Annotated in this window: 37 protein-coding genes; 4 read left to right on the forward strand and 33 right to left on the reverse strand. The window is 59.5% G+C overall.

Annotation, left to right across the window (positions count from 1 at the left end; translation table 11 throughout):
* Positions 1-12: 12 nt before the first annotated feature.
* Positions 13-333, reverse strand: a complete 321-nt coding sequence (gene cyaY / locus NCR98_RS12355; protein WP_244826413.1) for an iron donor protein CyaY — start codon at positions 331-333, stop codon at positions 13-15.
* A 36-nt stretch (positions 334-369) separates the two neighbouring features.
* Here cyaY and lptM point away from each other — a divergent pair, with 36 nt between their 5' ends.
* Entirely contained in the window at positions 370-657 is a 288-nt protein-coding gene (lptM, locus tag NCR98_RS12360) for an LPS translocon maturation chaperone LptM (protein ID WP_244826414.1), read from the forward strand.
* A gap of 44 nt (positions 658-701) precedes the next feature.
* The gene (lysA, locus tag NCR98_RS12365) at positions 702-1964 is read left to right on the forward strand and encodes a diaminopimelate decarboxylase (RefSeq protein WP_250526329.1); all 1263 of its coding nucleotides are present in this window, start codon (positions 702-704) and stop codon (positions 1962-1964) included.
* Between the two features lie 48 nt (positions 1965-2012).
* Here the strand turns inward: lysA and msrQ are convergent, their stop codons facing one another.
* The 5 genes from msrQ to NCR98_RS12390 form a co-directional block, all read right to left on the reverse strand.
* Positions 2013-2681, reverse strand: coding sequence for a protein-methionine-sulfoxide reductase heme-binding subunit MsrQ (gene msrQ / locus NCR98_RS12370; protein WP_250526330.1), 669 nt, complete (start codon positions 2679-2681; stop codon positions 2013-2015).
* Between the two features lie 3 nt (positions 2682-2684).
* Complete coding sequence (gene msrP, locus NCR98_RS12375; RefSeq protein WP_244826417.1) at positions 2685-3674, reverse strand: protein-methionine-sulfoxide reductase catalytic subunit MsrP; 990 nt, start codon at positions 3672-3674, stop codon at positions 2685-2687.
* A gap of 155 nt (positions 3675-3829) precedes the next feature.
* Positions 3830-5041: a c-type cytochrome biogenesis protein CcsB gene (gene ccsB / locus NCR98_RS12380; RefSeq protein WP_244826418.1), complete on the reverse strand. Its 1212-nt coding sequence runs from the start codon at positions 5039-5041 to the stop codon at positions 3830-3832.
* A gap of 4 nt (positions 5042-5045) precedes the next feature.
* A complete protein-coding gene (locus NCR98_RS12385; RefSeq protein WP_250526331.1) occupies positions 5046-7283 on the reverse strand; it encodes a cytochrome c biogenesis protein ResB in 2238 nt (745 codons plus the stop codon).
* 202 nt (positions 7284-7485) lie between these two features.
* Entirely contained in the window at positions 7486-8145 is a 660-nt protein-coding gene (locus NCR98_RS12390; RefSeq protein ID WP_250526332.1) for a c-type cytochrome, read from the reverse strand.
* A 298-nt stretch (positions 8146-8443) separates the two neighbouring features.
* On the opposite strand from NCR98_RS12390, the gene yihA reads away from it, so the two are divergent.
* Positions 8444-9097, forward strand: a complete 654-nt coding sequence (yihA, locus tag NCR98_RS12395; RefSeq protein WP_244828132.1) for a ribosome biogenesis GTP-binding protein YihA/YsxC — start codon at positions 8444-8446, stop codon at positions 9095-9097.
* 252 nt (positions 9098-9349) lie between these two features.
* Positions 9350-10348: a porphobilinogen synthase gene (gene hemB / locus NCR98_RS12400; RefSeq protein WP_244826421.1), complete on the forward strand. Its 999-nt coding sequence runs from the start codon at positions 9350-9352 to the stop codon at positions 10346-10348.
* A gap of 36 nt (positions 10349-10384) precedes the next feature.
* Here the strand turns inward: hemB and dsbD are convergent, their stop codons facing one another.
* The 27 genes from dsbD to rplB all read right to left on the reverse strand — a co-directional run bounded on the left by dsbD (position 10385) and on the right by rplB (position 25293).
* A complete protein-coding gene (gene dsbD / locus NCR98_RS12405) occupies positions 10385-12223 on the reverse strand; it encodes a protein-disulfide reductase DsbD (protein WP_250526333.1) in 1839 nt (612 codons plus the stop codon).
* Complete coding sequence (gene cutA, locus NCR98_RS12410; RefSeq protein WP_250526334.1) at positions 12216-12548, reverse strand: divalent-cation tolerance protein CutA; 333 nt, start codon at positions 12546-12548, stop codon at positions 12216-12218. The genes dsbD and cutA overlap by 8 nt, the downstream gene beginning before the upstream one ends.
* Positions 12549-12697: 149 nt before the next feature.
* Positions 12698-13093 carry a 50S ribosomal protein L17 gene (gene rplQ, locus NCR98_RS12415; RefSeq protein ID WP_016346459.1) on the reverse strand — a complete coding sequence of 132 codons (396 nt, stop codon included), beginning with the start codon at positions 13091-13093 and terminating at the stop codon, positions 12698-12700.
* A gap of 138 nt (positions 13094-13231) precedes the next feature.
* On the reverse strand, positions 13232-14209 hold the full coding sequence (locus NCR98_RS12420; RefSeq protein ID WP_244826424.1) for a DNA-directed RNA polymerase subunit alpha: 978 nt from the start codon (positions 14207-14209) through the stop codon (positions 13232-13234).
* A 146-nt stretch (positions 14210-14355) separates the two neighbouring features.
* Positions 14356-14979 carry a 30S ribosomal protein S4 gene (gene rpsD, locus NCR98_RS12425; protein WP_244826425.1) on the reverse strand — a complete coding sequence of 208 codons (624 nt, stop codon included), beginning with the start codon at positions 14977-14979 and terminating at the stop codon, positions 14356-14358.
* 171 nt (positions 14980-15150) lie between these two features.
* On the reverse strand, positions 15151-15555 hold the full coding sequence (gene rpsK / locus NCR98_RS12430) for a 30S ribosomal protein S11 (protein ID WP_006052224.1): 405 nt from the start codon (positions 15553-15555) through the stop codon (positions 15151-15153).
* A gap of 28 nt (positions 15556-15583) precedes the next feature.
* Positions 15584-15949, reverse strand: a complete 366-nt coding sequence (rpsM, locus tag NCR98_RS12435; protein ID WP_061179113.1) for a 30S ribosomal protein S13 — start codon at positions 15947-15949, stop codon at positions 15584-15586.
* Between the two features lie 42 nt (positions 15950-15991).
* On the reverse strand, positions 15992-16108 hold the full coding sequence (gene rpmJ, locus NCR98_RS12440; RefSeq protein WP_004199844.1) for a 50S ribosomal protein L36: 117 nt from the start codon (positions 16106-16108) through the stop codon (positions 15992-15994).
* Between the two features lie 20 nt (positions 16109-16128).
* Positions 16129-16347 (reverse strand): translation initiation factor IF-1, encoded by a 219-nt coding sequence (gene infA, locus NCR98_RS12445; RefSeq protein ID WP_004521905.1) that lies wholly within the window; start codon positions 16345-16347, stop codon positions 16129-16131.
* Between the two features lie 8 nt (positions 16348-16355).
* Positions 16356-17702, reverse strand: coding sequence for a preprotein translocase subunit SecY (gene secY / locus NCR98_RS12450; protein WP_250465878.1), 1347 nt, complete (start codon positions 17700-17702; stop codon positions 16356-16358).
* A gap of 41 nt (positions 17703-17743) precedes the next feature.
* Positions 17744-18178: a 50S ribosomal protein L15 gene (gene rplO / locus NCR98_RS12455; RefSeq protein ID WP_244826427.1), complete on the reverse strand. Its 435-nt coding sequence runs from the start codon at positions 18176-18178 to the stop codon at positions 17744-17746.
* 30 nt (positions 18179-18208) lie between these two features.
* The gene (gene rpmD, locus NCR98_RS12460) at positions 18209-18391 is read right to left on the reverse strand and encodes a 50S ribosomal protein L30 (RefSeq protein ID WP_016346466.1); all 183 of its coding nucleotides are present in this window, start codon (positions 18389-18391) and stop codon (positions 18209-18211) included.
* A 14-nt stretch (positions 18392-18405) separates the two neighbouring features.
* Positions 18406-18924 (reverse strand): 30S ribosomal protein S5, encoded by a 519-nt coding sequence (gene rpsE, locus NCR98_RS12465; RefSeq protein ID WP_244793886.1) that lies wholly within the window; start codon positions 18922-18924, stop codon positions 18406-18408.
* A 14-nt stretch (positions 18925-18938) separates the two neighbouring features.
* Positions 18939-19304 carry a 50S ribosomal protein L18 gene (gene rplR / locus NCR98_RS12470; RefSeq protein ID WP_250526335.1) on the reverse strand — a complete coding sequence of 122 codons (366 nt, stop codon included), beginning with the start codon at positions 19302-19304 and terminating at the stop codon, positions 18939-18941.
* Between the two features lie 12 nt (positions 19305-19316).
* Positions 19317-19850: a 50S ribosomal protein L6 gene (gene rplF / locus NCR98_RS12475; protein WP_244826428.1), complete on the reverse strand. Its 534-nt coding sequence runs from the start codon at positions 19848-19850 to the stop codon at positions 19317-19319.
* Between the two features lie 19 nt (positions 19851-19869).
* On the reverse strand, positions 19870-20265 hold the full coding sequence (gene rpsH, locus NCR98_RS12480) for a 30S ribosomal protein S8 (RefSeq protein ID WP_062638157.1): 396 nt from the start codon (positions 20263-20265) through the stop codon (positions 19870-19872).
* 14 nt (positions 20266-20279) lie between these two features.
* Complete coding sequence (rpsN, locus tag NCR98_RS12485) at positions 20280-20585, reverse strand: 30S ribosomal protein S14 (RefSeq protein WP_244826429.1); 306 nt, start codon at positions 20583-20585, stop codon at positions 20280-20282.
* 7 nt (positions 20586-20592) lie between these two features.
* Positions 20593-21132, reverse strand: a complete 540-nt coding sequence (gene rplE, locus NCR98_RS12490) for a 50S ribosomal protein L5 (RefSeq protein WP_244826430.1) — start codon at positions 21130-21132, stop codon at positions 20593-20595.
* A gap of 14 nt (positions 21133-21146) precedes the next feature.
* The gene (gene rplX / locus NCR98_RS12495; protein ID WP_244826431.1) at positions 21147-21455 is read right to left on the reverse strand and encodes a 50S ribosomal protein L24; all 309 of its coding nucleotides are present in this window, start codon (positions 21453-21455) and stop codon (positions 21147-21149) included.
* 9 nt (positions 21456-21464) lie between these two features.
* Positions 21465-21833 (reverse strand): 50S ribosomal protein L14, encoded by a 369-nt coding sequence (gene rplN / locus NCR98_RS12500; protein WP_006998478.1) that lies wholly within the window; start codon positions 21831-21833, stop codon positions 21465-21467.
* A 299-nt stretch (positions 21834-22132) separates the two neighbouring features.
* Positions 22133-22405, reverse strand: a complete 273-nt coding sequence (gene rpsQ, locus NCR98_RS12505) for a 30S ribosomal protein S17 (protein WP_008343854.1) — start codon at positions 22403-22405, stop codon at positions 22133-22135.
* Positions 22402-22596, reverse strand: coding sequence for a 50S ribosomal protein L29 (gene rpmC / locus NCR98_RS12510; RefSeq protein ID WP_035933103.1), 195 nt, complete (start codon positions 22594-22596; stop codon positions 22402-22404). The genes rpsQ and rpmC overlap by 4 nt, the downstream gene beginning before the upstream one ends.
* A gap of 10 nt (positions 22597-22606) precedes the next feature.
* Positions 22607-23023: a 50S ribosomal protein L16 gene (gene rplP / locus NCR98_RS12515; protein WP_061170924.1), complete on the reverse strand. Its 417-nt coding sequence runs from the start codon at positions 23021-23023 to the stop codon at positions 22607-22609.
* 2 nt (positions 23024-23025) lie between these two features.
* Complete coding sequence (gene rpsC / locus NCR98_RS12520; RefSeq protein WP_244826432.1) at positions 23026-23826, reverse strand: 30S ribosomal protein S3; 801 nt, start codon at positions 23824-23826, stop codon at positions 23026-23028.
* Between the two features lie 11 nt (positions 23827-23837).
* Entirely contained in the window at positions 23838-24167 is a 330-nt protein-coding gene (rplV, locus tag NCR98_RS12525; protein WP_011490054.1) for a 50S ribosomal protein L22, read from the reverse strand.
* Positions 24168-24179: 12 nt separating this feature from the next.
* Positions 24180-24455, reverse strand: a complete 276-nt coding sequence (rpsS, locus tag NCR98_RS12530; protein ID WP_035506764.1) for a 30S ribosomal protein S19 — start codon at positions 24453-24455, stop codon at positions 24180-24182.
* A 10-nt stretch (positions 24456-24465) separates the two neighbouring features.
* Entirely contained in the window at positions 24466-25293 is an 828-nt protein-coding gene (rplB, locus tag NCR98_RS12535) for a 50S ribosomal protein L2 (protein ID WP_250509589.1), read from the reverse strand.
* Between the last annotated feature and the right edge of the window lie 2 nt (positions 25294-25295).

Consider the following 25295-nt stretch of genomic DNA (forward strand, 5'->3'; position numbering starts at 1 on the left):
GCCGGGCGTGCCTTACTTCGCTGAAAAGCGAACGGGCTCGCCCGCCTGTTCGGTCGAATACTTCGTGAGCGTGGCGAAAAACTCGCTGTTGTCGCGTGTGTCGCGCCAGGCGCCATCCACGTATTTGTAGTGAAAACCGCCCGCCTTCGCGGCTAGCCAGATCTCGTGTTTCGGCGGCTGAAGATTGACGATCACCTTCGTGCGGTTCTCGAATTCCAGCGTGAGCACATTGCCGCTACGCTCGAATTCGATATCGGCTTCAGCCCGATCCACAGCACGTTCGATGGCCGTCAGCGCGGCCTCTGCCAAGCTCAGGTATTCCTGGTCTGTCATGCTAAACTCCATCGATTCAATGGTACAGGGACGGTCATGCGAGTCGTTTTCAGGATGAGCGCGATTGTAGCGGCTTTGAGCATGAGCGCCGCGGCAACACTCGCACTCGGCGGTTGTGGACAACGTGGTCCGCTCTATCTTCCCACTGTCCCGCCACTGCCGCAGCGTCCTAGCGACCTTCAGGATACGCCGCCTTCCGCTTCCGTCGACAAGGCAAGCGCTGCATCGGCTGCGAGCGAGACTGGCGACATTCCCGATACCTCCGGCGCGCCGCTGTCGCTTTCGCCGGACACCACTCTGAAACCGGCGCCCGCCGGGTACTGACCTAAGCCTCACGCGCACCAAGCCGCGTACATCCGACTCCACGCATGAACGATTCCGCATTCCACTACGTCGACGGCGCGTTGCACGTCGAAGGCGTCCCCGCCGCGTCGCTCGCGGAACAGTTCGGCACGCCGCTTTACGTCTATTCGCGCGATGCACTGACGCGCGCCTATCGCGCTTACGCCGATGCCTGCGCGGGCCGAAAGGCAACGGTGCACGTCGCGGTCAAAGCCAACAGCAATCTCGCGGTGCTCAACGTGTTCGCGCGCCTGGGCGCGGGCTTCGACATCGTGTCGTCGGGCGAACTGGCGCGTGTGCTGGCCGCGGGCGGCAAGGCTTCCTACACGGTTTTCTCGGGTGTCGGCAAGAGCGCGGCCGAGATGCGCGAGGCGCTCGAAGCGGGCGTGAAGTGCTTCAACGTCGAGTCCATTCCCGAGTTGCACGCGCTCAACGAAGTCGCGAAGTCGCTTGGCAAGAAGGCGCCCGTGTCGCTGCGCGTGAATCCCGATGTCGATGCCAAAACGCATCCGTACATCTCCACCGGTTTGAAGTCGAACAAGTTCGGCGTGGCCTTCGGCGACGCGCGCGCGACGTATCGTGAAGCGCATGACATGGCGAATCTCGATGTCGTGGGTATCGACTGTCATATCGGTTCGCAGATCACCGAAGTGAGCCCGTATCTCGATGCCGTCGACAAGCTGCTCGACCTCGTCGAACAGATCGAGTCCGACGGCATGAGCATTCGTCACGTGGACGTCGGCGGCGGTCTCGGCATTACATACGACGACGAAACGCCGCCGGATATCGGCGACTTCGTGCGCACGTTGCTCGCGCATTTCGAAAAGCGCGGCCACGGTCAGCGCGAAGTGTATTTCGAGCCGGGACGCTCGCTCGTCGGCAATGCGGGCGTGCTGCTAACGCGCGTCGAGTATCTTAAGCCGGGTGAAGAGAAGAACTTCGCCATCGTCGATGCCGCGATGAACGACCTCGCGCGTCCCGCCATGTACGAGGCGTTTCATCGCATCGTGCCGGTCATCGAACGCAAGGCAAGCGCGCGTTTATACGATGTCGTCGGCCCGGTTTGCGAAAGCGGCGACTGGCTCGGACGCGATCGTGAACTGGCCGTCGAGCAAGGCGACTTGCTCGCCATTCTTTCGGCGGGAGCGTATGGCTTCGTCATGAGCTCGAACTACAACACGCGTGCGCGCGCCGCTGAAATCATGGTCGATGGCGAACGCGCGCGCGTGGTGCGCGAACGCGAAGAAGTGAAGCAGTTGTTCGCGAGCGAATCCATTTTGCCGGACTGAATCTTCGTGCCGTGAATTAAAAAAGCGATGCCGTGGCATCGCTTTTTTTTATGCGCTCAACCGGCGTCGCTCGATTCGTCCTTTGAGCCACGCGATCAGCCGCCAGCCCAGCAACACGATCACGATTGCGCCGTAAATCTTCGGCAAAGCGAAATCGTGCTTGCCGGCCTTCATCCACCAGAAATGCAGGATGGCCAGAATGGCGACGAGATAGATGTTCCGATGCAGCATCTGCCAGCGGCGGCCGAGCTTGCGGACCATCGCTTTCGGCGATGTCACCGCGAGCGGTATCAGCAACACGAACGCGGCAAAGCCCACGGTGATGAACGGCCGCTTGCCGATGTCCTTCAATATCGCGGCGACATCGAACCATTTATCGAACCAAATGTATGTCGTGAAGTGCAGCACGGCGAAGAAGAACGCGTAAAGGCCGATCATGCGGCGAAAGCGCACGAGCGCCGTCACGCCCGTCAGCCGGCGCACCGGCGTGATGGCGAGCGTGATGCAGAGATAGACGAGTGTCCAGAGGCCGGTCGAACGCGTGATGAACTCGATCGGATTCGCGCCCAGTCCGCCCATGACGCCGAGCAATACAATGCGCGCCAGCGGATAGAGCGCCGCGATGAACACGATCACTTTTGCGGGCGCGATCCAGCGCGGCCCGGACCGCACGTTCGCGCGCGTTTGCGATCCCTTGAGTTCGGATGCAGTGGGCATCGTTCAGAAGTTTTTCTTGAGGTCCATGCCCTGATAGAGCGACGCAACCTGATCGCCATATCCGTTGAACATGAGCGTCTTGCGCTTGGGCGCAAAGAAACCGTCCTCGCCAATACGCCGCTCCGTCGCCTGACTCCAGCGCGGATGATCCACGCCAGGATTCACGTTGGAATAGAAGCCGTATTCCGTCGGCGCGTATAGATTCCAGCTCGTCGGCGGCTGCTTTTCGACGAAGCGAATCTTGACCAGCGACTTCGCGCTCTTGAAGCCGTATTTCCACGGCACGACGATACGCACCGGCGCGCCGTTCTGATTCGGCAGCACTTCGCCATACAAGCCGACGGTGAGCAAGGTGAGCGGATTCATCGCTTCGTCCATGCGCAGGCCTTCGGAATACGGCCATTCGAGGATCGGCGTCGAAAGACCCGGCATCTGCGAAGGATCGGCAAGCGTGATGAACTGCACGTACTTCGCGCTGCCCGTGGGCTCCGCGCGCTTGATGAGCTCGGACAGCGAGACGCCGATCCACGGAATGACCATCGACCAGCCTTCGACGCATCGCAGGCGATACAAACGTTCTTCGAGTGGCGCGAGCTTCAGAAGCTCGTCGATGTCGTAGGTTTTCGGGTTCTTGATCGCGCCTTCGACCGACACTTTCCACGGCCTCGGCCGCAACGTGCCCGCGTGTTCGGCGGGATCGCCCTTGTCGGTGCCGAACTCGTAGAAGTTGTTGTAGCTCGTGATGTCCTTGAGCGACGTCGCCTTGTCGAGCGCGATGAACTTCGGATTCGCCTTCGCCGCGAGTTTCTGGCCCTTCGCATCCGGCGATGTAAACGCCGCATTCGCGATGCCGCTCACGCCAGTCAAGCCAGTCGCCGCCAGCGCGCCGATCGAGCGCAGCGCACGCCGCCGATTCTCGAACACATCGCGCGGCGTGATTTCGTGCGCGGCGATATCGTCACCATAAAGCGCGCGATTACGTCTGATCCACATGGAGCCATACTCCCTTTGCTTGCGCGGCATTGGATACGCCGCCCATCCATTCATATACGTGCAAACAGCAAACCGGATGCCGCTATTCCATCACAAGACAAAAAAAAACCGCCAGCGCGACGCATGGCGGTTTCTCTTCTTTCGATGGCGCGAGATCAGAGCTTGCCGTAACTGTGCAGTCCCGAAAGGAACATGTTGACGCCCAGAAACGCGAAGGTCGTGACGATCAATCCCGTCAGCGCCCACCACGCCGCCGCCGCGCCGCGCAGGCCCTTCATCAACCGCATGTGCAGCCATGCCGCGTAGTTCAGCCAGACGATCAGCGCCCACGTTTCCTTCGGGTCCCAGCTCCAGTAGCCGCCCCACGCTTCGGCGGCCCACAGCGCGCCGAGAATGGTCGCGATGGTGAAGAACGCGAAACCGACCGCAATGGACTTGTACATCACGTCGTCGAGCACTTCCAGCGACGGCAGACGGTCGGCCAAAAAGCCGCGCTGCTTTGCCAGATACGCGACGGAAACCATCGCGGAAAGCGCGAAACTGCCGTAGCCGATGAAGTTCGCAGGTACGTGAATCTTCATCCACCAGCTTTGCAGCGCGGGCACGAGCGGCTGAATCTGCTGCGCGTCGCGGGCAATCGAATACCACATCAGGAAGCCGACCGCCGCGCTGATCACGAGCAGCACGAACGCGCCCATCTGACGCGTCGCGTAATGCTGTTCGTAGTAGAGATAGAACAGTGACGTGATGAGGCAAAACAGTACGAACACTTCGTACAGGTTCGAGATGGGAATGTGTCCGACATCCGCGCCGATCATGTACGACTCGTACCAGCGCACCATCAGGCCCGTGAAGCCCATGAGCACCGCGACCCACGTCATGCGCGAGCCGATTGCGCCGCCCGTCTGCGAGCGCGACACGAGGCCGATCCAGTAAAAGAGCGTCGCCAGGATGAAGAGCGCGCTCATCCATAGAATCGCGGATTGGCTCGACAGGAAGTATTTGAGGAAGAAGTTGGTTTCGGCGCGCGCGAGGTCGTGCTGATAGAGCTGGATCGAGAACAGCGACATGACCGCGATCGTCGCGATGAGCAGCCGCGCCGGTTTCCAGCGCCAGCCGAGCACGACGAAGGTCGGCACTGCGGCGACCAGCACCGCCATGTCGTACACGTCCATGAACGCGTGATAGCGGTTGAGCGCGAAGCCCGCGCCCGCGACCATCGCAATGGCGAACAGCCAGTCGATTGCGCCCAGGCGTTTGAGGAACGGTCGATCGTCGAAAACGGCGACATCGGGCAGGCCCGACGACGATGATGCCGGACGTTCCGTCTTGGGCTGCGCGTGGGAGGAGGTCTGAGAAAGGTCCATGATCTTACCGTGTTGATACTTCCGAGCCGGAGGCCGCGGATGGCTCGTGTGTTTGCGTCGCCGATGCTTTCGACGAATGCTGCGCCGCCGGATCGATCGGCGTGGTGCCGAGCGCCGCCGCGACCGTCGCGCGCGTACGCTCGAATTCCTTCTCGAAATCGAGCGTGCGGCGCGCCGTGGACATTGCCATCAAAACGCTCGCACCGCCTTGCCCTGAATCTTTGAGCCAGAACCAGAGCCGGCGTTCACGCACGTAAAACATCGAGAAAATGCCGAGCACGAGCAGCAGGCTGCCAAGATACACCACTTTTTTGCCCGGTGCGCGCGTCAGCTGGAATACCGATGCTTGCACCTGTTTGAACGTGTCGAGCTGCAAAAATACCGGCGATCCGTACAGAAAGCTGTCGGAAAGCGCGTTGATGGAAGACTGAACGAAGGCGCTGTTTTTCTCGTCCACTTTTGCGGCCGGCTCGCCGTTTTGTTCGCGGGAAATCTGCCAGACGTCCCACATTGCGCCTTCCAGCATGCGCATGAGCAAACCGGCGGCCTTTTCTTGCTCGCCCTTCGGCACCGAACGATCGATGAACGCCGCGATACTCTGAAATCCGCCGCTCATTTGCGGATTCGTGGACCCGTTGCCCGATTCATCCGAGCCGGCGAAAAGATTCAGCACGCGGATCGCGCTTTCGTCCAGGTGCTTCTGCAAATCGCCGCTTTCCTGCGGCACGGAACGCTGCGCGAACCGATGCGCAGCCTCGATGCGCGTCGCGGGCGTGGCAAGCGCGGCGCGCAGATTCATCCATTCCTTCACCGTGCCTTGCTCGTCGGCAGGAATGCGCAAGTAGCGGAACGGATCGCTCGGGCTCAGGCGCATGCCGGCGAGGAACATCCGCTGACCGCTGACATCGACCGGCAACATGTAGTTGCTGTACTCGCGCGCCTGACCGTCCGTGCCGCGCACCTTGTACTGCACCGATGGGCCGATATTGCGCAGATCCGTCGGCTTCGACGTCTTTGCGCCGGAGCCGAGGCGCTCGTCGAACGCATCGCGCAAGGTTTCCTTCTTGCCGACGCCGCGTGCGTCCGGCGCACCGTTGCCGTCCGTCATGTTTTCGACGTTGATTGCGCGGAAATCGGTGAATTCGACCGTTTGGCCTTGCGCACCGGCAATCTGCTGATTCACGGGCGCAGTGCCGCCGATCGTACCGTTGAAGGGCGTGGTTTTCGCGCTGCCGCCGCTCATGGGCCAGGCGGTCATCTGCATCTTCGAGCCGCCATCCTGAAAACTCGACTGATAGATCGACACGCCGTCGTACGTGAACGGCTTGTTCACCTCGACGCGCGCCGGAATGCGCTTGCCGGTCTTGTGGTCGATCACCACGATGTCGCTCGCGAACAGCTTCGGCATGCCGGTCGAGTAGTAATCGACGATGAATTTGTCGAGTTGAATCGAGAACGGCAAGTCCTGAATGATCGAGCCGTCCTGTTGATTCAAGATTGCCGTGCCGACGTATTGACCTTCCGGGACCCACGCGTAACCGCGAAACGTCGGATTCGACACGGACAGGCGATGCTCCGCCGGAATGTCGTTGATGACCGCGTTGGTCTGAATGGGCGTCTTGTTGAAGAGCCACATCTGCAGCTTGATGGGCAGATTGCTGTCGAGCAGCCCGCCGACGCAAATGATGACGATAGCCAGATGCGCCGAGATGTAGCCGATCTTCGTGAGCGCGCCGCGCTTGCCCGCGATGAGCGTCGAGCCTGCGTCAATCTGACGCGCGACAAAGCGATAACCCATCTTTGCGGAAAGACGTTCGAGCGTGGCGGCCGTCTGCGCGCGATCCGCGCTGACCACGAATTCACCCTTGTGATGAAATGCGCGCAAGCCGCCTTCGTGAACGCGATCCTTCCAGCTCTTGAGGTCCGCGATCATTTTCGGGCCGTTGCGAATGACGCATAGCGAGACCGAAATCACAAGAAAGATCAGGATCAGCATGAACCACCACGCGCTGTACACGGTGTAGATGCTGATGCCGCGGAAGATGTCCGCCCAGAACGGGCCGAACTGATTGACGTAGTTGGGGTACGGGTCGTCTTGCGTAAGCACCGTGCCGATGATGCTTGCTATGGCCAGTACGACCAGCAAGGCGATGGCGAAGCGCATCGAACTCACGAGTTCGACAAAATGCCTGACCGCGCGACGGCTCGACTTCGACTGCAATCCCGATGTGGTGACGCTCATTCAAACTCCGACTGACAGCAAAAAAGGGTGGCGACGCGAGCGGTCTCGTCGACCGACGTCCCACCCTTTTCTTGTTTTCGCGCCGGCCTCGTTGGACCGGCTGCTTAATGTTTGCTCAGTGGCAACTTACGGGCAACGCGTGGGGCAACTCAGTATCGACGATTACCGGGTTCGATGCCGAAGAACGCATGCCCTGCCCGGATCAATGCAAACCGGCGATGTAATCCGCCACCGCTTTCATCTCCGTTTCGCTCAAACGGGAGGAGATGGCATGCATGGGCTCGCTATTGTTACGCGTGCCTTGCGCGAACGCATTCAACTGCGCCACCGTGTAATCGCCCCACTGCCACGACAGCCGCGGATATTGCACCGGGATACCCATGCCTGTCGCGCCGTGGCACGCCGCGCACGCCGGCACACCCTTGTCCGCGATGCCGCCGCGATAAATCCTCTGCCCGAGCACAACGTCGTTCTTGTCGCGCGCGAAGTTGGGCTTGGCCTTCTGCGACGCAAAGTATGCGGCGACGTTGATCATGTCCTGATCCGACAACGCGCCCGCAATGCCCGCCATGATCGGATTGTTACGCGCCGGCGCCTTGGCTCCCGGCTGCGTCTTGTAATCCTTCAACTGCTTGACGATGTATTCGGCGTGCTGGCCCGCGAGCTTGGGAAACGCCGCGCCAGCGCTGTTGCCATCTGCCGCATGACACGCCGCGCACACTTGGGTTGCAATGGCCTGACCTCGGGCCACATCCGGCTTTGCCGGTTGCGCGGGCTCCGCCGCGTTTGCTGATGCTGTTATCAATCCACCGAAAGCCGCCGCTGCCTGAATCAACATCAGAGACCTGTACAGTCGGTTCATTCGCGTACCCTGTTTTTCGTCTTGTGAGAATGTGAGGTTCTGCAAAAAACGACGGCGGCAAACCGGGAACGGCCACAACATGACCCGAACGAAAGGGCTCAAAAGACGCCCTTAAAACTGTCTCGCTCCATTGTGGGTGCGCTTGCAACCCGGGTCTTCCGTGCCCGTGCGGATCTTTAAAAAACCGTCGTATTGTACAATAACCCGCTACACGCAAAGACGCCAGTCGGGGCATGCCCAGTATTTGCCGGGTTCTCAAGGCTTCATGTTTTCGCAGCTCTCTCAGTCGACCCGCCAAATGCCATTTCTGCTCCATCAAGCTCGCTTCTTCACCACTGTCAATCACCTTCGTGATCTGCCGCCGACGCCGCAACCTGAAATCGCTTTCGGCGGCCGTTCCAACGCAGGCAAGTCCACTGCGATCAATGTGCTCTGCAATCAGAAGCGGCTCGCGTTCGCCAGCAAGACGCCCGGACGCACGCAGCACATCAACTACTTCTCCGTCGGGCCTGAAGACGAACCGACCGGCTTTCTGGTCGATCTTCCGGGTTACGGCTATGCCGAAGTACCCGGCGCCGCGAAGGCGCACTGGCAGCAATTGCTTTCGACGTATCTGCAAAGCCGCGCTCAATTACGCGGCATGATCCTGATGATGGACTCGCGTCGTCCGCTCACCGAGCTCGACCAGATCATGATCGACTGGTTTGCGCCCACCGGTAAGCCCATTCACGCGCTGCTCACCAAATGCGACAAATTGACGCGACAGGAGATGACCAACGCCCTGCGCGCGACGAAAAAAGCATTCGGCGAGTACAAGGATGCGGGCTATCGCGGTGAATTGAGCGTGCAGCTTTTTTCAGCGCTCAAGCGCACGGGACTGGAAGAAGCGCATGAGCTTATTGAAGGCTGGCTCGCGCCTAAGCAAGCGGCTTCGGAAGACGTCGCGGAGTGAAAATTAACGCGTGCGGCATGAAAAAAACCCGCCGCATGACGGCGGGTTAACAGCCTGATCGAATAACGACAGGCACCCGCTCAGGGAGGAGAAGCGGGGAGTTCAGCGCGAAGCGCCTTACTCGATCGGTATGATATACCATTGTCTCAAAACGTTTCCGGACCGCTCCGAGCGCTTGCCCGGCAAGGCTTCGAGCATTTTCGAAGCGCGTTTTCATCCTCGTCCCCGAAGCACTTCAAACCGAGCCAAGTCATGAGTTTCTATCCCCATCATCGCCCGCGCCGCATGCGCCGCGATGACTTCTCACGCCGTCTGATGCGCGAGAACATCCTCACCACGAACGATCTGATTTATCCCGTGTTCATCGTCGAAGGCACCAACGTGCGGCATGCCGTGCCGTCTATGCCCGGCGTCGAGCGCACGTCCGTCGACTTGTTGATGAGCGTGGCCGAGCAGTGCGTCGAGCTGGGCGTGCCCGTGATCTCGCTCTTTCCGGCAATCGAGCCGTCGTTGAAAACACCGGATGGACGCGAGGCGATCAATCCCGAAGGTCTGATTCCGCGTGCCGTGCGCGAACTGAAGAAGAACTTCCCGACGCTCGGCGTGCTCACCGATGTCGCGCTCGATCCGTACACGAGTCACGGCCAGGACGGCGTGCTCGATGAAGAAGGCTACGTGAAGAACGACGAAACGAGCGAGATTCTCGTCGATCAGGCGCGCACCCAGGCGGAAGCAGGCGTGGATATCGTGGCGCCGTCGGACATGATGGACGGGCGCATCGGCGCCATCCGCGAGATGCTGGAAAGCGACGGCCACATCCACACGCGCATCATGGCTTACGCGGCGAAATTCGCGTCGGCGTTCTATGGCCCGTTCCGCGATGCCGTCGGCTCCGCCGCGAATCTCGGCAAGGGCAACAAGATGACGTATCAAATGGACCCGGCGAACTCTGATGAAGCGATGCGCGAAGTGCGCATGGACATCGAGGAAGGCGCGGACATGGTGATGGTCAAGCCCGGCATGCCATATCTCGACATCGTGCGGCGCGTGAAGGACGAGTTCCGCTTTCCGACGTACGCCTATCAGGTGAGCGGCGAGTACGCGATGATCAAGGCCGCCGCGCAAAACGGCTGGCTCGATCACGACAAGACGATGATGGAAGCGCTGCTCGCGTTCAAACGCGCGGGCGCGGATGGCGTCTTGACCTATTTCGCGCTGGATGCCGCGAAGATTTTGCGGGCGTCGAAGTAAGTCGTTTCAGGGCGGTGCGCAATGCATCGCCCTTCGTTACCCGTTCGCCGGACTGACTTTATCGAGGCTTTTCAAAAACGTATCCGCCGATTCATAGCCAACCACGCGCGCGACCTCGTTGCCTTGCGCATCGAAAAAGATGATGCCGGGCGGGCCGAACAGCTTGAAGCGCTTGAGCAAGGTCTGATCATCGGTGTTGTTCGCGGTCACGTCCGCACGCAACAGATTGAGTTGCGCGAGACGCGCCTGAACGCGGGCGTCGGAGAAAGTCAGGTTCTCCATTTCCTTGCAGGACACGCACCAGTCGGCGTAAAAGTCGAGCATGGCGGGACGTGCCGCCGATTTCACCGCCGAATCCAGTTCCGTCGATGACTTGACCGGCGCGAAGATCGGCCCCGATGCTCGTGCCGTCGCGCCTGCATTGCTACCGCCGCGCGCGGCTAGTACGGCTAGCGGGCGCAACGCATCCGTCGATCCCGCCGCGAGACCGACCAGCAACGCCGCCGCCCAGATGGCCAACGCGGCGCCCAGGCCGCGCCCCAGCCGCTTCCAGACGTTGACCGGCGCGATCGCGCCCGACGCAAAGAGACCGAGCGATGCCGCCGCGACCAGCAGCCAAAGCGCGGCCAGCAACATTTGCGCGACGCCACCGATGACCGGCCACACGATCCACAAAGCGGCCGCAAGCAACGCGACGCCGAAAAACACCTTCACGCCGTCCATCCAGGCGCCCGCTCGCGGCAGCACCGACCCCGCGCCGAGACCGATGATCAGCAACGGCACACCAAGCCCGATACCCATGGCGAACAGCGCGGCCCCGCCGAGCACGGCGTTGCCCGTGTGCGCGACAAACGCGAGCACGGCGAAAAGCGGCGCGGTCATGCACGCGCCGACGACGAGCGCCGACAACGCGCCCATCACGGCGACCGCCGCGAACTTACCGCCGCCGCGTTTCTGAGACGCCTCGTTGACGCCGCTTTGCCAGCGCTCCGGCAACGCGATATCGACTCCCGAGATCAGCGCGATCGCGAAAACCGCGAGCAGGATGCCGAACGCGCCCAGCACCCACGGGTTTTGCAGCCACGCGCCGAGGCTTTGACCGACGAGCGCTGCGGCAATCCCAAGCGCGGTATAGACAAGCGCCATGCCGACGACGTACGACACCGACAGCGCAAAACCACGCGTGCGCGTGACGCGCGCGCCTTCGCCGACGATGATCGCGGAAAGAATCGGGATCATCGGATACGAGCAAGGCAACAAGCTCAACACCATGCCCGCCAGAAAGTACAAGCCGACCACAGCGAAGAAGCTGCCGCCTTCGAGCATCGACTGCGCGTAGTCGGCGCTCGTCGCGCGTTCGAACCAGGATTGGGACGACGCAGTGTTTGTCGCTGGAGACGTCGCAGAACCGGCACCGGCAGCTTGCAACGCGTCACCCTTGACGCGATAAACGCGCTCCATCGGCGGATAGCAGATGCCCTGATCCGCGCAACCTTGCGACGTAACCGATAGCTCGAACGGCCCCTTTGCCTGAGTCACCGGGATGCGGATGAGTAGTTCGCCGCGATAGGTTTCGACGTCCTTGTTGAATGTCTGGTCGAAATGAACCTTGCCGGCGGGCAGTTGCGCCGCGCCGATAATCGCCCCCCCGCTTTTGACCGCAAAGGCAAAGCGCTCGCGATACATGTAGTAGCCGTCGGCGATCTTATAACGCACGTCCACTTCGCCCGGCTGTTCGGACGCACTGAACTTGAAGGCGACGGCGGGATCGAGGAAGTCGTCCGCGGCGTGCGCGGCGTTTATCGCCAAAGGCAGAAAGGCGAGCGTCGCGGCCATCATCAGCCAACGCAAAACGAGACGAGGAAGATCAAACATGAAGAGGACGCTGCGTTTCTGCATTGACCCATTGTCCATATCCGGGCGATGCATCGGCCTGCCAGACAAGAATTTCGGGCGTTTCATAAGGATGCGCCGCCGCGACGAAGCGCTGCAATTCGGCGCTGCACGCAAGGCTCGTCTTGAAGAGCAACTGCACTTCCCGCGATGTCTCCAGTGCGCCCTTCCAGTGATATTGCGATTGCACTTCGCCGAGCCTCGTCACGCACGCAGCCAGGCGCGTCTCGAGCACCGCTTGCGCCAACGTGTCGGCAGCGTGTGCATCCGGAACGGTGGTCAGCATAAGGACGACAGGGACATTCACTTCGAGCTCCGGTGCGGCGCGGTGCGTGAGACTTGTGGATCGGGCCTTATCGTAGCACTCCGCTCACTTCGACGACCGCAACGACTCCGAAGCCCACAATGCAAAAAGGCCAAGCTACGCTTGACCTTTTCGTTCACCACCAACCGAATTTATTCAGCTTCCTGAACTTCTTCGGTTTCTTCGACTTCCGGGCGGTCCATCAGTTGAACCAGCGCCATCGGAGCGTTGTCGCCAACACGGAAACCAAACTTCAGGATGCTGAGGTAGCCACCCGGACGGCTTGCGTAACGCGGGCCGAGGACGTCGAACAGCTTTGCGACGGAGTCACGATCGCGCAGGCGATTGAACGCCAGACGACGATTTGCCAGCGACGGCTTCTTGCCGAGCGTGATGAGGGGCTCGACAACCTTGCGCAGTTCCTTGGCTTTCGGCAGCGTCGTCTTGATGACTTCGTGCTCGATCAGCGAGTTCGACATATTACGGAGCATTGCCAGACGGTGGCTGCTCGTGCGGTTCAGTTTCCGCAAACCATGCTTATGGCGCATTTCAGTTCCTTAAACGAGTTTTGATCCAGCTCTTCTATTGCGCTTTAAAGTGGCGCACGGGCCGGTCGAAGAAAAAGCAAGACGCGGATTTTAAAGCAAAATCCGCGTCTTTGCCAGTAACGCGATTGACTCTTTCGCTTACTTGTCGAGACCAGCCGGCGGCCAGTTTTCGAGCTTCATGCCGAGCGTCAGACCGCGCGAAGCCAAGACTTCCTTGATTTCGTTCAGCGACTTGCGGCCCAGATTCGGCGTCTTCAGCAGTTCGTTTTCCGTACGCTGGATAAGATCGCCGATGTAGTAGATGTTTTCGGCCTTCAGACAGTTCGCCGAGCGAACCGTGAGTTCCAGGTCATCCACCGGGCGCAGCAGGATCGGATCGATCTGCGGCGCACGCGACGGCGCTTCCGCTGCCGCTTCCGTGCCTTCCAGCGCTGCGAAGACCGACAACTGATCGACCAGAATGCGCGCCGATTGACGGATCGCTTCCTCCGGCGAGATCACGCCGTTGGTTTCGATGTTCATCACGAGCTTGTCGAGGTCGGTACGCTGTTCGACACGCGCGCTTTCCACGGCATAGCTCACGCGGCGAACCGGCGAGAACGACGCGTCAAGCACGATACGACCGATGATCTTGGCCGACTCCTCGCCGTAACGACGCACGTTGCCCGGCACGTAGCCACGGCCCTTTTCAATCTTGATCTGGACGTCGAGCTTGCCGCCCTTCGAGAGGTGGGCAATCACGTGACCGGGATTGATGACCTCGCAATCATGCGCGAGTTCGATATCGCCAGCCGTGACGAGGCCTTCGCCTTCCTTGCGCAGCGTCACCGTGACTTCGTCGCGGTTATGCAGCTTGAAGACGACGCCCTTCAGGTTCAACAGCAGGTTGACCACATCCTCTTGCACACCGTCGAGCGTCGAGTATTCGTGCACTACGCCTGCGATCGTCACTTCGGTCGGCGCGTAGCCCACCATCGACGACAACAGCACGCGCCGAAGCGCGTTGCCCAAGGTGTGGCCATAGCCGCGTTCGAACGGCTCCATAACCACTTTCGCATGGCTCTCGCCAAGCGATTCAACTGCAATGATCTTGGGCTTCAACAAACTGGTTTGCATAGGTTTTCCTTTTCAATACCCTCGGCTCGTTACACCGATAAGGCTGACCGGTAACAACCTGAAAAAAACAGCCGAGGCCGCCCTCTTGCCACCGGCAATCAGGGTCCCCGGCTGCCAATCCGGTTACCGCGCGATTAACCGCGCGATTAACGCGAATACAATTCGACGATCAGGCTTTCGTTGATGTCGCCAGCAATATCGCTGCGTTCCGGCATCGACTTAAACGTTCCTTCGAACTTCTTGGCGTCGACCGACACCCAGCTCGGCATACCGCCTTGCTCGGCGAGCGACAGCGCTTCGACGATACGAGCCTGCTTGCGCGACTGCTCACGCACGGAGATGACGTCGCCCGACTTCACTTGCAGCGACGGGATATTCGCGACTTGGCCGTTCACGACGATCGACTTGTGGCTCACGAGCTGACGTGCTTCAGCGCGCGTCGAGCCGAAGCCCATGCGATAAACGACGTTGTCGAGGCGCGATTCGAGCAATTGCAGCAGGTTCTCGCCCGTCGGACCCTTGCGGCGGTCGGCTTCAGCGAAGTAGCGGCGGAACTGACGCTCGAGCACGCCATAGATACGCTTCACTTTTTGCTTTTCGCGCAACTGGGTACCGTAGTCGGACGTACGTGCGCCCGAAATGCGGCCATGTTGACCAGGCTTGCTGTCGAGCTTGCACTTGTCGGCGAGCGAGCGGCGTGCGCTCTTCAGGAACAGATCGGTGCCTTCACGGCGGGACAGCTTGGCTTTGGGACCGGTATAGCGTGCCACTTTGAATCCTTAAAAATTGATCACGCAAACTTTCGTCTGCGCTAGTTCGAACCCTATAGGCCGAACGGTGGGCTTAGTGAAATGCGCGAAGCAGATGCATAACGCACGAAGCCCGCCGACGCCTTCGCATCGACAGGAAACATGCGGTCGCGAATCAACTGATGCGCGACTTTAGATACGGCGACGCTTCGGCGGACGGCAGCCGTTGTGCGGGACCGGCGTCACGTCGGAGATCGCGGTGATCTTGATGCCAAGACCATGCAGCGCGCGCACCGCCGACTCACGGCCAGGGCCGGGGCCCTTGATCCGCACTTCGAGGTTCTTCACGCCGTATTCCATTGCCACGCGGCCAGCCGATTCTGCTGCAACCTGAGCTGCGAAAGGCGTCGACTTACGCGAGCCTTTGAAACCCTGGCCGCCCGAGGTCGCCCATGCCAGCGCGTTACCTTGACGATCGGTGATCGTGATAATGGTGTTGTTGAACGACGCGTGAACGTGAACCACGCCCTCGGCGACGTTCTTCTTGACCTTCTTGCGAACGCGTTGCGCCGCGGAGTTGTTCGAAGCCTTAGCCATTACGTTTTCCTGTAACTGTCAGTTCCGCTTACTTCTTCAGCGATTGCGCTGCACGACGCGGACCCTTGCGAGTACGGGCGTTGGTGCGCGTGCGCTGGCCACGCAGGGGCAGACCCTTGCGATGACGCATGCCGCGGTAGCAACCCAAGTCCATCAGGCGCTTGATGTTCATCGTCACTTCACGGCGCAGATCGCCTTCGACGATGAACTTGCCCACTTCGTCACGCAGCTTTTCGAGGTCTGCGTCGGTGAGGTCCTTGACCTTCTTCGAAAATTCCACACCAGCAGCACTGCAAATGCCGCGGGAACGCGTGCGACCAATGCCGAAGATTGCCGTCAGGCCGATCTCGGTATGCTGGTGATTCGGGATGTTAACCCCTGCGATACGAGCCATTGTTTTTCCTCAAACAAAAAGCGCAAGCAAAAAGCGCGGCGTTCAGCCTTGACGCTGTTTGTGGCGCGGATCAGAGCTGCAAATCACGCGCACAACGCCCTTGCGCTTAATGATCTTGCAATTGCGGCAAATGCGCTTAACCGATGCCATCACTTTCATGATATTACCCTTTTTTCAAATCACTTCGCCCGGAACACGATCCGTGCACGAGACAGATCGTAAGGCGTCAATTCAACCGTAACCTTGTCGCCCGGTAGGATACGGATGTAGTGCATCCGCATCTTTCCGGATATGTGTCCCAGAACGACATGGCCATTTTCCAATTTCACCCGGAAAGTAGCGTTGGGGAGGTTTTCAATGACCTCGCCCTGCATCTGGATTACATCGTCTTTGGCCATAGTCCTAACTAGCGCATCGGGACGTTGCCGCCCTTGAAGTTTGCCTTCTTGAGCAGCGATTCATATTGTTGCGACATAACGTACGACTGCACCTGAGCCATGAAGTCCATCGTGACGACGACAATGATCAGCAGCGACGTTCCACCAAAATAAAACGGCACGTTCCAGCGCAACACCAGAAACTCAGGCAACAAGCACACAAACACGATGTAGATCGCACCGGCCAGCGTCAGACGCGTGAGGATGCGGTCGATGTACCGTGCAGTCTGATCGCCCGGACGAATACCCGGAACGAACGCACCGCTCTTCTTCAAGTTGTCGGCGGTTTCCCTGCTGTTGAACACCAACGCGGTGTAGAAAAAGCAGAAGAACACGATAGCCAACGCATACAGCAGCACGTACACAGGTTGACCGGGCTTGAGGGCTTCAGCCACGCTGTGCAACGTGTTCGCGAACCAGCCGGTACGCGTTCCCGAACTGAACCAGTTCAGGATGGTTGCCGGGAAGAGAATGATCGACGACGCGAAGATCGGCGGAATCACACCCGACATGTTCAGCTTCAGCGGCAGATGTGACGACTGTCCACCGTAAATCTTGTTACCGACCTGGCGCTTCGCATAGTTCACGAGGATCTTGCGCTGACCGCGTTCGATGAACACGACCAGATACGTAACCGCCGCGATCAACGCGACGATGATAATCGCCGAGATGATGCTCATCGAACCGGTGCGAACCAGCTCGAACAGACCGCCGATTGCATTCGGAAAGCCTGCCGCGATACCACCGAAAATGATGATCGAGATGCCGTTGCCGAGACCGCGCTCCGTGATCTGCTCACCAAGCCACATCAGGAACATCGTGCCCGTCACCAGCGTGACCACCGTCGTCAGCCGGAACACCATGCCGGGATCCAGTACCAGGCCGGGCTGATTTTCCAGCGCCACCGCGATACCGAAAGCCTGGAAGGTTGCCAGAACCACCGTGAAGATCCGCGTGTACTGCGTGATCTTTCGTTGACCTGCCTGTCCTTCCTTCTTCAACGCCTCCATTTGCGGCGACACGATCGACAACAACTGCATGATGATCGAGGCCGAAATGTAGGGCATGATGCCCAACGCGAAAATCGTGAATCGTGACAGTGCGCCACCCGAGAACATGTTGAACATGCCAAGGATGCCGCCCGACTGGCTTTGGAACAACTTCGCCAGCTGATCCGGATCGATGCCGGGAACCGGAATATGCGCACCAATGCGGTAGACAACCAACGCCAGCAGCAGGAACACTGCACGCCGACGCAGATCGCCAAATTTCGCCGCGCTTCGACCGGGTTTTGCGAGACTCGGGCTGTTAGCCAAGAACCTTCTCCGATGCTAGTGCTAGTAACGGCGAAATCGCGTTACTCGGCGAACGAGCCGCCAGCGGCTTCGATTGCTGCACGGGCGCCCTTCGTTGCCGTCAGACCCTTCACCGTGACTTTGCGGGTGATCTCGCCGGTCTTGATGATCTTCGCGCTCTTGATGAGCTCGCCGACCAGACCCGCTTGCTTCAAAGCCAACAGATCGATTTCGTCGACCGGCAGCTTCTCGAGATCAGCCAGGCGCACTTGACCGACGAATTCCTTCGTCAGCGAAGTGAAGCCGCGCTTCGGCAGACGACGCTGCAGAGGCATCTGACCGCCTTCGAAGCCGACTTTGTGAAAGCCGCCCGAACGCGATTTCTGACCCTTGTGGCCGCGACCTGCAGTCTTGCCGAGGCCCGAACCGATGCCACGACCGACGCGACGCTTAGCGTGCTTCGCGCCTTCTGCCGGCTTCAGGTTATTCAATTCCATGTTCAACTCCTTGGATCCTAGTCGGCGGCCTTAGCCGATGACCTTAACGAGGTACGAAACCTTGTTGATCATTCCGCGCACTGCCGGCGTGTCCTGCAGCTCGCTCACCGAGTTGAGGCGACGCAGGCCGAGGCCACGCACCGTAGCGCGGTGCGTTTCGCGGGTCCCGATCAGGCTCTTGACGAGCTGAATCTTGACAGTTTTCTCAGACATGATGACCTCGAGGCTTAGCCCAAAATATCTTCGACGGACTTGCCGCGCTTCGCCGCGATGTCGCCCGGCGTGGACTGCTTACGCAGACCGTCGAGCGTTGCACGAACGAGATTGTACGGGTTCGTCGAACCGTGGCTCTTGGCCACCACGTTCTGCACGCCCATCACGTCGAACACTGCGCGCATCGGGCCGCCTGCGATCACGCCAGTACCGTCCTTCGCCGGAGCGAGGAGGACTGCGGAAGCACCATGCTTACCGTGCACTTCGTGTTGCAACGTACCGTTCTTGAGCGGCACCTTGAACATGTTGCGGCGGGCTTGCTCCATTGCCTTTTGAACGGCGACCGGAACTTCTTTCGCTTTGCCCTTGCCCATGCCGACGCGGCCATCACCGTCGCCTACCACGGTCAGTGCGGCGAAACCGAGAATCCGGCCACCCTTAACGACCTTGGTCACGCGGTTGACCGAAATCATCTTTTCGCGCAGGCCGTCGTCGCGTTCGTCAGCCTGAACTTTCGCTTGCATCTTTGCCATGACGAATTCTTCCCTTAGAACTTGAGCCCGGCTTCGCGCGCGGCATCAGCCAGCGCTCTCACGCGGCCGTGGTAGCGGAAACCCGAGCGGTCAAAGGCGACGGATTCGATGCCGGCAGCCTTAGCCTTTTCGGCAATACGCTTGCCGATCAGGGTTGCAGCGTTGATATTGCCGCCCTTGCCCGACTTGTCAGCCAGTTCAGCACGCACTTCGGCTTCCAGCGTCGAGGCGCTTGCAAGCACCTTCGTGCCGCATGCCGAGAACACTTGCGCGTAGATATGCGTATTCGTGCGATGCACGGCGAGACGCGCGACCTGCAGCTCAGCGATCTTGATACGCGTCTGACGAGCGCGGCGCAGGCGAGATTGAGTCTTATCCATGATTGCGCACCCTTACTTCTTCTTCGTTTCTTTGAGGATCACGACCTCGTCGGCATAACGCACGCCCTTGCCCTTATAGGGCTCCGGCGGACGATAGCCACGAACTTCCGCCGCGACTTGGCCGACTTTCTGCTTGTCGATCCCCTTGATCACGATTTCGGTCTGCGTCGGGGTTTCAGCCTTGACGCCTTCCGGCATCTGGTGCACCACGGGGTGCGAGAAACCCAGCGACAGATTCAGCTTGTCGCCTTGCGCTTGTGCACGATAACCGACGCCAACCAGCGTCAGCTTGCGTTCGAAACCCTTGGTGACGCCATGCACCATGTTCGCCACCAGGGCGCGCATCGTGCCGGACATCGCGTTCGCTTCGCGGCTTTCGTCAGCCGGCGCGAAATTCAACGTACCGTTGTCGTTTGCCACGCTCACCAGCGGATTGCCCGCTTGCGAAATCGTGCCGAGCGGACCCTTGACGGTGATGACGTCGCCCTTGACGGCCACTTCGGCGCCTTGCGGCAACGCGATCGGGCTCTTACCTACTCGAGACATGTTTCTTCTCCCTTCGGCGTTAAGCGACGTAGCAGATGACTTCGCCACCGACGCCGGTCTGGCGCGCCTTGCGGTCAGTCATCACACCCTTCGGCGTCGAGACGATTGCAACGCCCAGGCCATTCATCACCTGAGGAATGTCGTTGCGACCGCGGTACACGCGCAGACCAGGCTTCGACACGCGCTCGAGGCGCTCGATAACCGGACGGCCAGCGTAGTACTTCAACGCGATGTTCAATTCCGACTTCGCACCTTCAGCCTTCACTGCGAAATCGTCGATATAACCTTCGTCCTTCAAAACCTGCGCAATCGCAACCTTGACTTTCGACGAGGGCATAGTCACCGAAACCTTCTCGACCATCTGCGCATTGCGGATGCGAGTCAGCATATCGGCGATAGGATCACTCATGCTCATTTATGTTTCTCCTATTACCAGCTCGCCTTGGTGAGGCCAGGGATTTCACCGCGGAATGCGATTTCGCGGATCTTGCTACGCGCGAGTCCGAACTTGCGGAACGTGCCGCGAGGACGACCCGTGATCGCGCAGCGGTTACGCTTGCGAGTGGGGTTCGAGTTACGCGGCAATTGTTGCAGCGCGAGACGGGCGATATAGCGTTCTTCGTCCGACTTGCTTGCGTCGTCGATCACAGCCTTCAGCTCAGCACGCTTCGGAGCGTACTTGGCTGCGAGGCGTGCGCGCTTCTTTTCACGTTCGATCAGTGCCAGTTTAGCCACGGTAACCTCAGTTTCTGAACGGGAACTTGAAGCCGGCGAGCAGCGCCTTTGCTTCGTCGTCACTCTTCGCGGTGGTCGTGATGCTGATGTTCAGCCCACGCAGCGCGTCGATCTTGTCGTAGTCAATTTCGGGGAAAATGATCTGCTCTTTCACACCGATGTTGTAGTTACCACGACCGTCGAATGCACGGCCCGAGACGCCACGGAAGTCGCGCACACGGGGGAGCGCAACCGTCACGAAGCGGTCCAGGAATTCGTACATCGCTTGACCGCGCAGCGTAACCATCGCGCCGATCGGGTAGCCTTGACGAATCTTGAAGCCCGCGATTGCCTTGCGCGCCTTCGTGATAACCGGCTTTTGGCCAGCGATCTTCGTCAGGTCGCCCACGGCGTTTTCGATAATCTTCTTGTCAGCGACCGCTTCGCCAAGACCCATGTTGAGGGTGATCTTGGTGATGCGCGGCACTTCCATGATGGACTTGTAGCCGAACTTTTCAACCAGTTGCGGCACAACCGTTTCTTTGTAAATTTCTTGCAGACGAGCCATTTTTAAACTCCGCGTCAGGCGTTAAGCGTGGCGCCGGTCGACTTCAAGAAGCGAACCTTCTTTCCATCTTCGACCTTGATGCCCACACGCGACGCCTTGCCATTCGCGTCGACCAATGCGACGTTCGAAATATGCAGCGGCATCGTTTTGGCTTCCACACCGCCCGTCGTACCCTTCATCGGGTTCGGCTTCACATGCTTCTTGACGAGGTTGATACCCTCGACCGTGACATGCTCTTCCGCAACGACCAGCACGGTACCGCGCTTGCCTTTGTCCTTGCCGGTAGTGACGATAACTTCGTCACCCTTGCGAATCTTGTTCATCGCGACTCCTTACAGCACTTCCGGCGCGAGCGAAACGATCTTCATGAATCGTTCGCTACGCAGTTCACGCGTCACCGGCCCGAAAATACGCGTGCCGATCGGCTCGAGCTTCGTGTTCAACAGTACGGCGGCATTGCCGTCGAACTTGATGAGCGAGCCATCCTGGCGACGCACGCCTTTGGCCGTGCGAACGACCACGGCGTTATAAATTTCGCCCTTCTTTACGCGTCCGCGCGGCGTCGCTTCCTTGACGGTCACCTTGATGATGTCGCCAATGCTAGCGTAACGACGCTTCGAACCGCCGAGCACCTTGATGCACATGACTTCACGCGCACCCGTGTTGTCGGCCACTTCAAGCCGAGTTTCGGTCTGGATCATGGTTTATCTTTCCCAACTTAATCCGGTCACACCACCATGGCGCATCCGGTCAGTCTTGGTCCCGTCAGCCAATCGGCTGCTTGGGTTAGAACAGGCAGCGAGGGCAGACGAAACCCGCCATCGCAATCCGGTGAATCTGTCGACTCAGGCTGGCGCCTGAACCGGCTTCCCCCACCAGTTTCGCCCGCGACGGGGCTCCCACAAAGAGGGAAGACCGAGATTATAACAAATAATCTCGGTCTTGCAAGCGAAACTTACTGCGACACTAGTTACTGCATCGCGGCACTACAACTACAGACTTAGATCACGCGCGCCGCTTCGACCAACTTCGATACAACCCAAGCCTTCGTCTTGGAAATCGGACGAGTTTCCTGGATTTCGACGAGATCGCCTTCGTTGTACGTATTCGCGTCATCATGCGCGTGGTACTTCTTCGAACGCACGACGTACTTGCCGTAGATCGGATGCTTCACGCGGTGCTCGACCAGAACGGTGACCGTCTTGTCCATCTTGTTGCTGACGACCTTGCCGACCAGCGTCCGCTTGAGCGAGGTTTTTACGCTATCGTTCATTTCTGGTTCGCCTTCTCAGTCAGGACGGTCCGCACACGTGCGATGTCGCGACGAACCTTCTTCAGCTGGCTCGTGTTCGTGAGCTGCTGGGTCGCGAGTTGCATGCGCAGGCCGAATTGCGCCTTCAGCAGGTCCGTCAGCTCTTTGTTGAGCGCGGCCTGGTCTTTCTGGTGAAGTTCAGATGCCTTCATCATTTACTCCTTAGGCGCCGAGCTGACGCACGACGAAGTACGTCTTGAGCGGCAGCTTGGCTGCAGCCAGACGGAACGCTTCGCGCGCCAGTTCTTCGGTGACACCGTCCATTTCGTACAGCATCTTGCCCGGTTGAATTTCAGCGACGTAGTACTCCGGGTTACCCTTACCGTTACCCATACGTACTTCTGCCGGCTTCTGCGAAATCGGCTTGTCCGGGAAAATGCGGATCCAGATCCGGCCACCACGCTTGATGTGACGCGTCATTGCACGACGCGCGGCTTCGATTTGACGCGCGGTCAAACGGCCGCGACCGATAGCCTTCAGACCGTATTCACCGAACGACACCGCGTTGCCGCGCGTCGCCTTGCCGGTGTTACGACCTTTCTGCTCTTTGCGATACTTTCTGCGTTTCGGTTGCAGCATCGTTATTCTCCACTCTTCGCGTCACCGCCAGCGCCGCCACGACGGGGACCGCCGCGACGAGCACCTGCCGGAGCGCCTTCGCCATCACGACGCGGACGGCGATCGCCACCCGGACGTGCGTTGCGGCGCGGACGCTTGTCTTCCGCCACTTCTTCCACCACCGGTGCTTCATTACGGCCCAGCGTGTCGCCCTTGTAGACCCACACCTTCACGCCGATGATGCCGTACGTGGTTTTCGCTTCCGACGTTGCGTAGTCGATGTCGGCACGCAGCGTATGGAGGGGCACGCGACCTTCGCGATACCACTCGGTACGAGCGATTTCGATACCGTTAAGACGGCCCGCGCTCATGATCTTGATACCTTGCGCGCCAAGGCGCATGGCATTCTGCATCGCACGCTTCATCGCGCGACGGAACATGATCCGGCGTTCGAGCTGTTGCGTGATCGAGTCAGCGATCAGCTGAGCATCGGTTTCCGGCTTCCGAATTTCTTCGATGTTGACGTGAACCGGAACGCCCATGCGCTTCTGCAGTTCAGCCTTCAACAGTTCGATGTCTTCGCCCTTCTTGCCGATGACAACGCCCGGACGCGAGCTATAAATTGTGATACGCGCGTTCTTTGCCGGACGCTCGATGATGACGCGACCAACAGAAGCGTTCTTCAGCTTCTTCTTCAGGTACTCACGAACACCGATGTCTTCCTGGAGCATCGCCGCGAAGTTGCTGTTGTTCGCATACCAGCGCGAAGCCCAGTTGCGGCTGACGGCCAAACGGAAGCCAGTCGGATGAATTTTTTGTCCCATCGTATGGCTCCTTAATTCCCGACCGTCACAGTGATGTGACAGGATTGCTTCTCGATGCGGTTACCACGACCCTTAGCGCGTGCGGTAAAACGCTTCAACGAAGCAGCCTTGTCGATATAGATGCTCGTGATCTTGAGCTCATCGATATCGGCGCCTTCGTTGTGTTCCGCATTCGCGATCGCAGACAGCACGACCTTCTTGACGATACCCGCCGCCTTCTTCGGCGAGAACGTCAGAACGTTCAGCGCCTTGTCGACCGGCAAACCACGAATCTGGTCAGCCACAAGGCGCGTCTTCTGCGCCGAGATGCGGGCACCGCGATGAATTGCTTTCACTTCCATCTTGATAGCCCCTTATTTCTTGGCCTTCTTGTCGGCCGCGTGACCCTTGAACGTACGGGTCAATGCGAACTCGCCAAGCTTGTGGCCGACCATGTTTTCCGTGACATACACCGGAACGTGCTGACGGCCGTTGTGAACAGCGATCGTCAGACCGATGAAGTCCGGGAGAATCGTCGAGCGACGCGACCAGGTCTTGATCGGCTTCTTGTCGCGCGTAGCTGCAGCCGACTCAACTTTCTTCAGCAAATGAGCGTCGCAGAACGGACCTTTTTTAGCAGAACGTGTCATTGCCTACTCCTTAACGCTTGTGACGGCGCTGGACGATCATCGTCGTCGTGCGCTTGTTGCTACGGGTGCGATAACCCTTAGTCGGCGTGCCCCACGGGCTCACCGGATCGCGACCTGCAGCCGTCTTGCCTTCACCACCGCCGTGCGGGTGATCGACCGGGTTCATTGCAACGCCGCGCACCGTCGGACGGATACCACGCCAGCGGTTCGCGCCAGCCTTACCGATTTGACGGAGGCTATGCTCTTCGTTGCCCACTTCACCGATCGTTGCGCGGCACTCGACGTGCACGCGGCGAATTTCGCCCGAACGCAGACGAACCTGCGCGTAGACGCCTTCGCGCGCCAGCAGCATCGCGGACGTACCAGCCGAACGCGCGATTTGCGCACCCTTGCCCGGCAGCATTTCGATGCAGTGGATCGTGGTACCGACCGGAATGTTGCGGATCGGCAGCGTGTTGCCTGCGCGGATCGGCGCTTCCGAACCGGACATGAGCTGCGTACCAACAATCACGCCCTTCGGCGCGATGATGTAGCGACGCTCACCGTCTGCGTACAGAACCAGCGCGATGTTCGCGCTACGGTTCGGGTCGTACTCGAGACGCTCGACCTTTGCCGGAATGCCGTCCTTGTTGCGACGGAAGTCGACGATACGGTAGTGCTGCTTGTGACCACCGCCCTTATGACGCGTGGTGATGCGGCCGTTGTTGTTACGGCCGGCGGTCACGGACTGCGAATCGAGCAGCGCCGCAAACGGCTTGCCCTTATGCAGATCCTTGTTGACCACCTTGACCATCGCGCGGCGACCCGGCGAAGTCGGCTTAACTTTAACGATTGCCATGA

It is taken from the genome of Caballeronia sp. GAWG2-1 (assembly GCF_023631405.1).
Taxonomy (GTDB): Bacteria; Pseudomonadota; Gammaproteobacteria; order Burkholderiales; family Burkholderiaceae; genus Caballeronia.

Bases quoted from the DNA above. Each gene is read 5' to 3' on its own strand.
- rplO (WP_244826427.1), bottom strand. From the start codon at position 18,178: ATGGAATTGAATAACCTGAAGCCGGCAGAAGGCGCGAAGCACGCTAAG.
- rpsK (WP_006052224.1), bottom strand. From the start codon at position 15,555: ATGGCTAAGGCTTCGAACAACTCCGCGGCGCAACGCGTTCGCAAGAAG.
- rplB (WP_250509589.1), bottom strand. From the start codon at position 25,293: ATGGCAATCGTTAAAGTTAAGCCGACTTCGCCGGGTCGCCGCGCGATG.
- NCR98_RS12385 (WP_250526331.1), bottom strand. From the start codon at position 7,283: ATGAGCGTCACCACATCGGGATTGCAGTCGAAGTCGAGCCGTCGCGCG.
- rpsH (WP_062638157.1), bottom strand. From the start codon at position 20,265: ATGAGCATGAGTGATCCTATCGCCGATATGCTGACTCGCATCCGCAAT.
- cyaY (WP_244826413.1), bottom strand. From the start codon at position 333: ATGACAGACCAGGAATACCTGAGCTTGGCAGAGGCCGCGCTGACGGCC.
- rpsE (WP_244793886.1), bottom strand. From the start codon at position 18,924: ATGGCAAAGATGCAAGCGAAAGTTCAGGCTGACGAACGCGACGACGGC.
- infA (WP_004521905.1), bottom strand. From the start codon at position 16,347: ATGGCCAAAGACGATGTAATCCAGATGCAGGGCGAGGTCATTGAAAAC.
- rpsQ (WP_008343854.1), bottom strand. From the start codon at position 22,405: ATGAACGATAGCGTAAAAACCTCGCTCAAGCGGACGCTGGTCGGCAAG.
- rpsS (WP_035506764.1), bottom strand. From the start codon at position 24,455: ATGACACGTTCTGCTAAAAAAGGTCCGTTCTGCGACGCTCATTTGCTG.
- rplP (WP_061170924.1), bottom strand. From the start codon at position 23,023: ATGCTGCAACCGAAACGCAGAAAGTATCGCAAAGAGCAGAAAGGTCGT.
- rpmC (WP_035933103.1), bottom strand. From the start codon at position 22,596: ATGAAGGCATCTGAACTTCACCAGAAAGACCAGGCCGCGCTCAACAAA.
- NCR98_RS12390 (WP_250526332.1), bottom strand. From the start codon at position 8,145: ATGAACCGACTGTACAGGTCTCTGATGTTGATTCAGGCAGCGGCGGCT.
- rplQ (WP_016346459.1), bottom strand. From the start codon at position 13,093: ATGCGCCATAAGCATGGTTTGCGGAAACTGAACCGCACGAGCAGCCAC.
- rplX (WP_244826431.1), bottom strand. From the start codon at position 21,455: ATGAACAAGATTCGCAAGGGTGACGAAGTTATCGTCACTACCGGCAAG.
- rpsC (WP_244826432.1), bottom strand. From the start codon at position 23,826: ATGGGACAAAAAATTCATCCGACTGGCTTCCGTTTGGCCGTCAGCCGC.
- ccsB (WP_244826418.1), bottom strand. From the start codon at position 5,041: ATGGACCTTTCTCAGACCTCCTCCCACGCGCAGCCCAAGACGGAACGT.
- msrP (WP_244826417.1), bottom strand. From the start codon at position 3,674: ATGTGGATCAGACGTAATCGCGCGCTTTATGGTGACGATATCGCCGCG.
- rpmD (WP_016346466.1), bottom strand. From the start codon at position 18,391: ATGTCTGAGAAAACTGTCAAGATTCAGCTCGTCAAGAGCCTGATCGGG.
- rplV (WP_011490054.1), bottom strand. From the start codon at position 24,167: ATGGAAGTGAAAGCAATTCATCGCGGTGCCCGCATCTCGGCGCAGAAG.
- rplN (WP_006998478.1), bottom strand. From the start codon at position 21,833: ATGATCCAGACCGAAACTCGGCTTGAAGTGGCCGACAACACGGGTGCG.
- hemB (WP_244826421.1), top strand. From the start codon at position 9,350: ATGAGTTTCTATCCCCATCATCGCCCGCGCCGCATGCGCCGCGATGAC.
- rplR (WP_250526335.1), bottom strand. From the start codon at position 19,304: ATGGATAAGACTCAATCTCGCCTGCGCCGCGCTCGTCAGACGCGTATC.
- rplF (WP_244826428.1), bottom strand. From the start codon at position 19,850: ATGTCTCGAGTAGGTAAGAGCCCGATCGCGTTGCCGCAAGGCGCCGAA.
- rpsM (WP_061179113.1), bottom strand. From the start codon at position 15,949: ATGGCTCGTATCGCAGGGGTTAACATCCCGAATCACCAGCATACCGAG.
- yihA (WP_244828132.1), top strand. From the start codon at position 8,444: ATGCCATTTCTGCTCCATCAAGCTCGCTTCTTCACCACTGTCAATCAC.
- lptM (WP_244826414.1), top strand. From the start codon at position 370: ATGCGAGTCGTTTTCAGGATGAGCGCGATTGTAGCGGCTTTGAGCATG.
- dsbD (WP_250526333.1), bottom strand. From the start codon at position 12,223: ATGTTTGATCTTCCTCGTCTCGTTTTGCGTTGGCTGATGATGGCCGCG.
- msrQ (WP_250526330.1), bottom strand. From the start codon at position 2,681: ATGCCCACTGCATCCGAACTCAAGGGATCGCAAACGCGCGCGAACGTG.
- NCR98_RS12420 (WP_244826424.1), bottom strand. From the start codon at position 14,209: ATGCAAACCAGTTTGTTGAAGCCCAAGATCATTGCAGTTGAATCGCTT.
- rpmJ (WP_004199844.1), bottom strand. From the start codon at position 16,108: ATGAAAGTGATGGCATCGGTTAAGCGCATTTGCCGCAATTGCAAGATC.
- rplE (WP_244826430.1), bottom strand. From the start codon at position 21,132: ATGGCTCGTCTGCAAGAAATTTACAAAGAAACGGTTGTGCCGCAACTG.
- lysA (WP_250526329.1), top strand. From the start codon at position 702: ATGAACGATTCCGCATTCCACTACGTCGACGGCGCGTTGCACGTCGAA.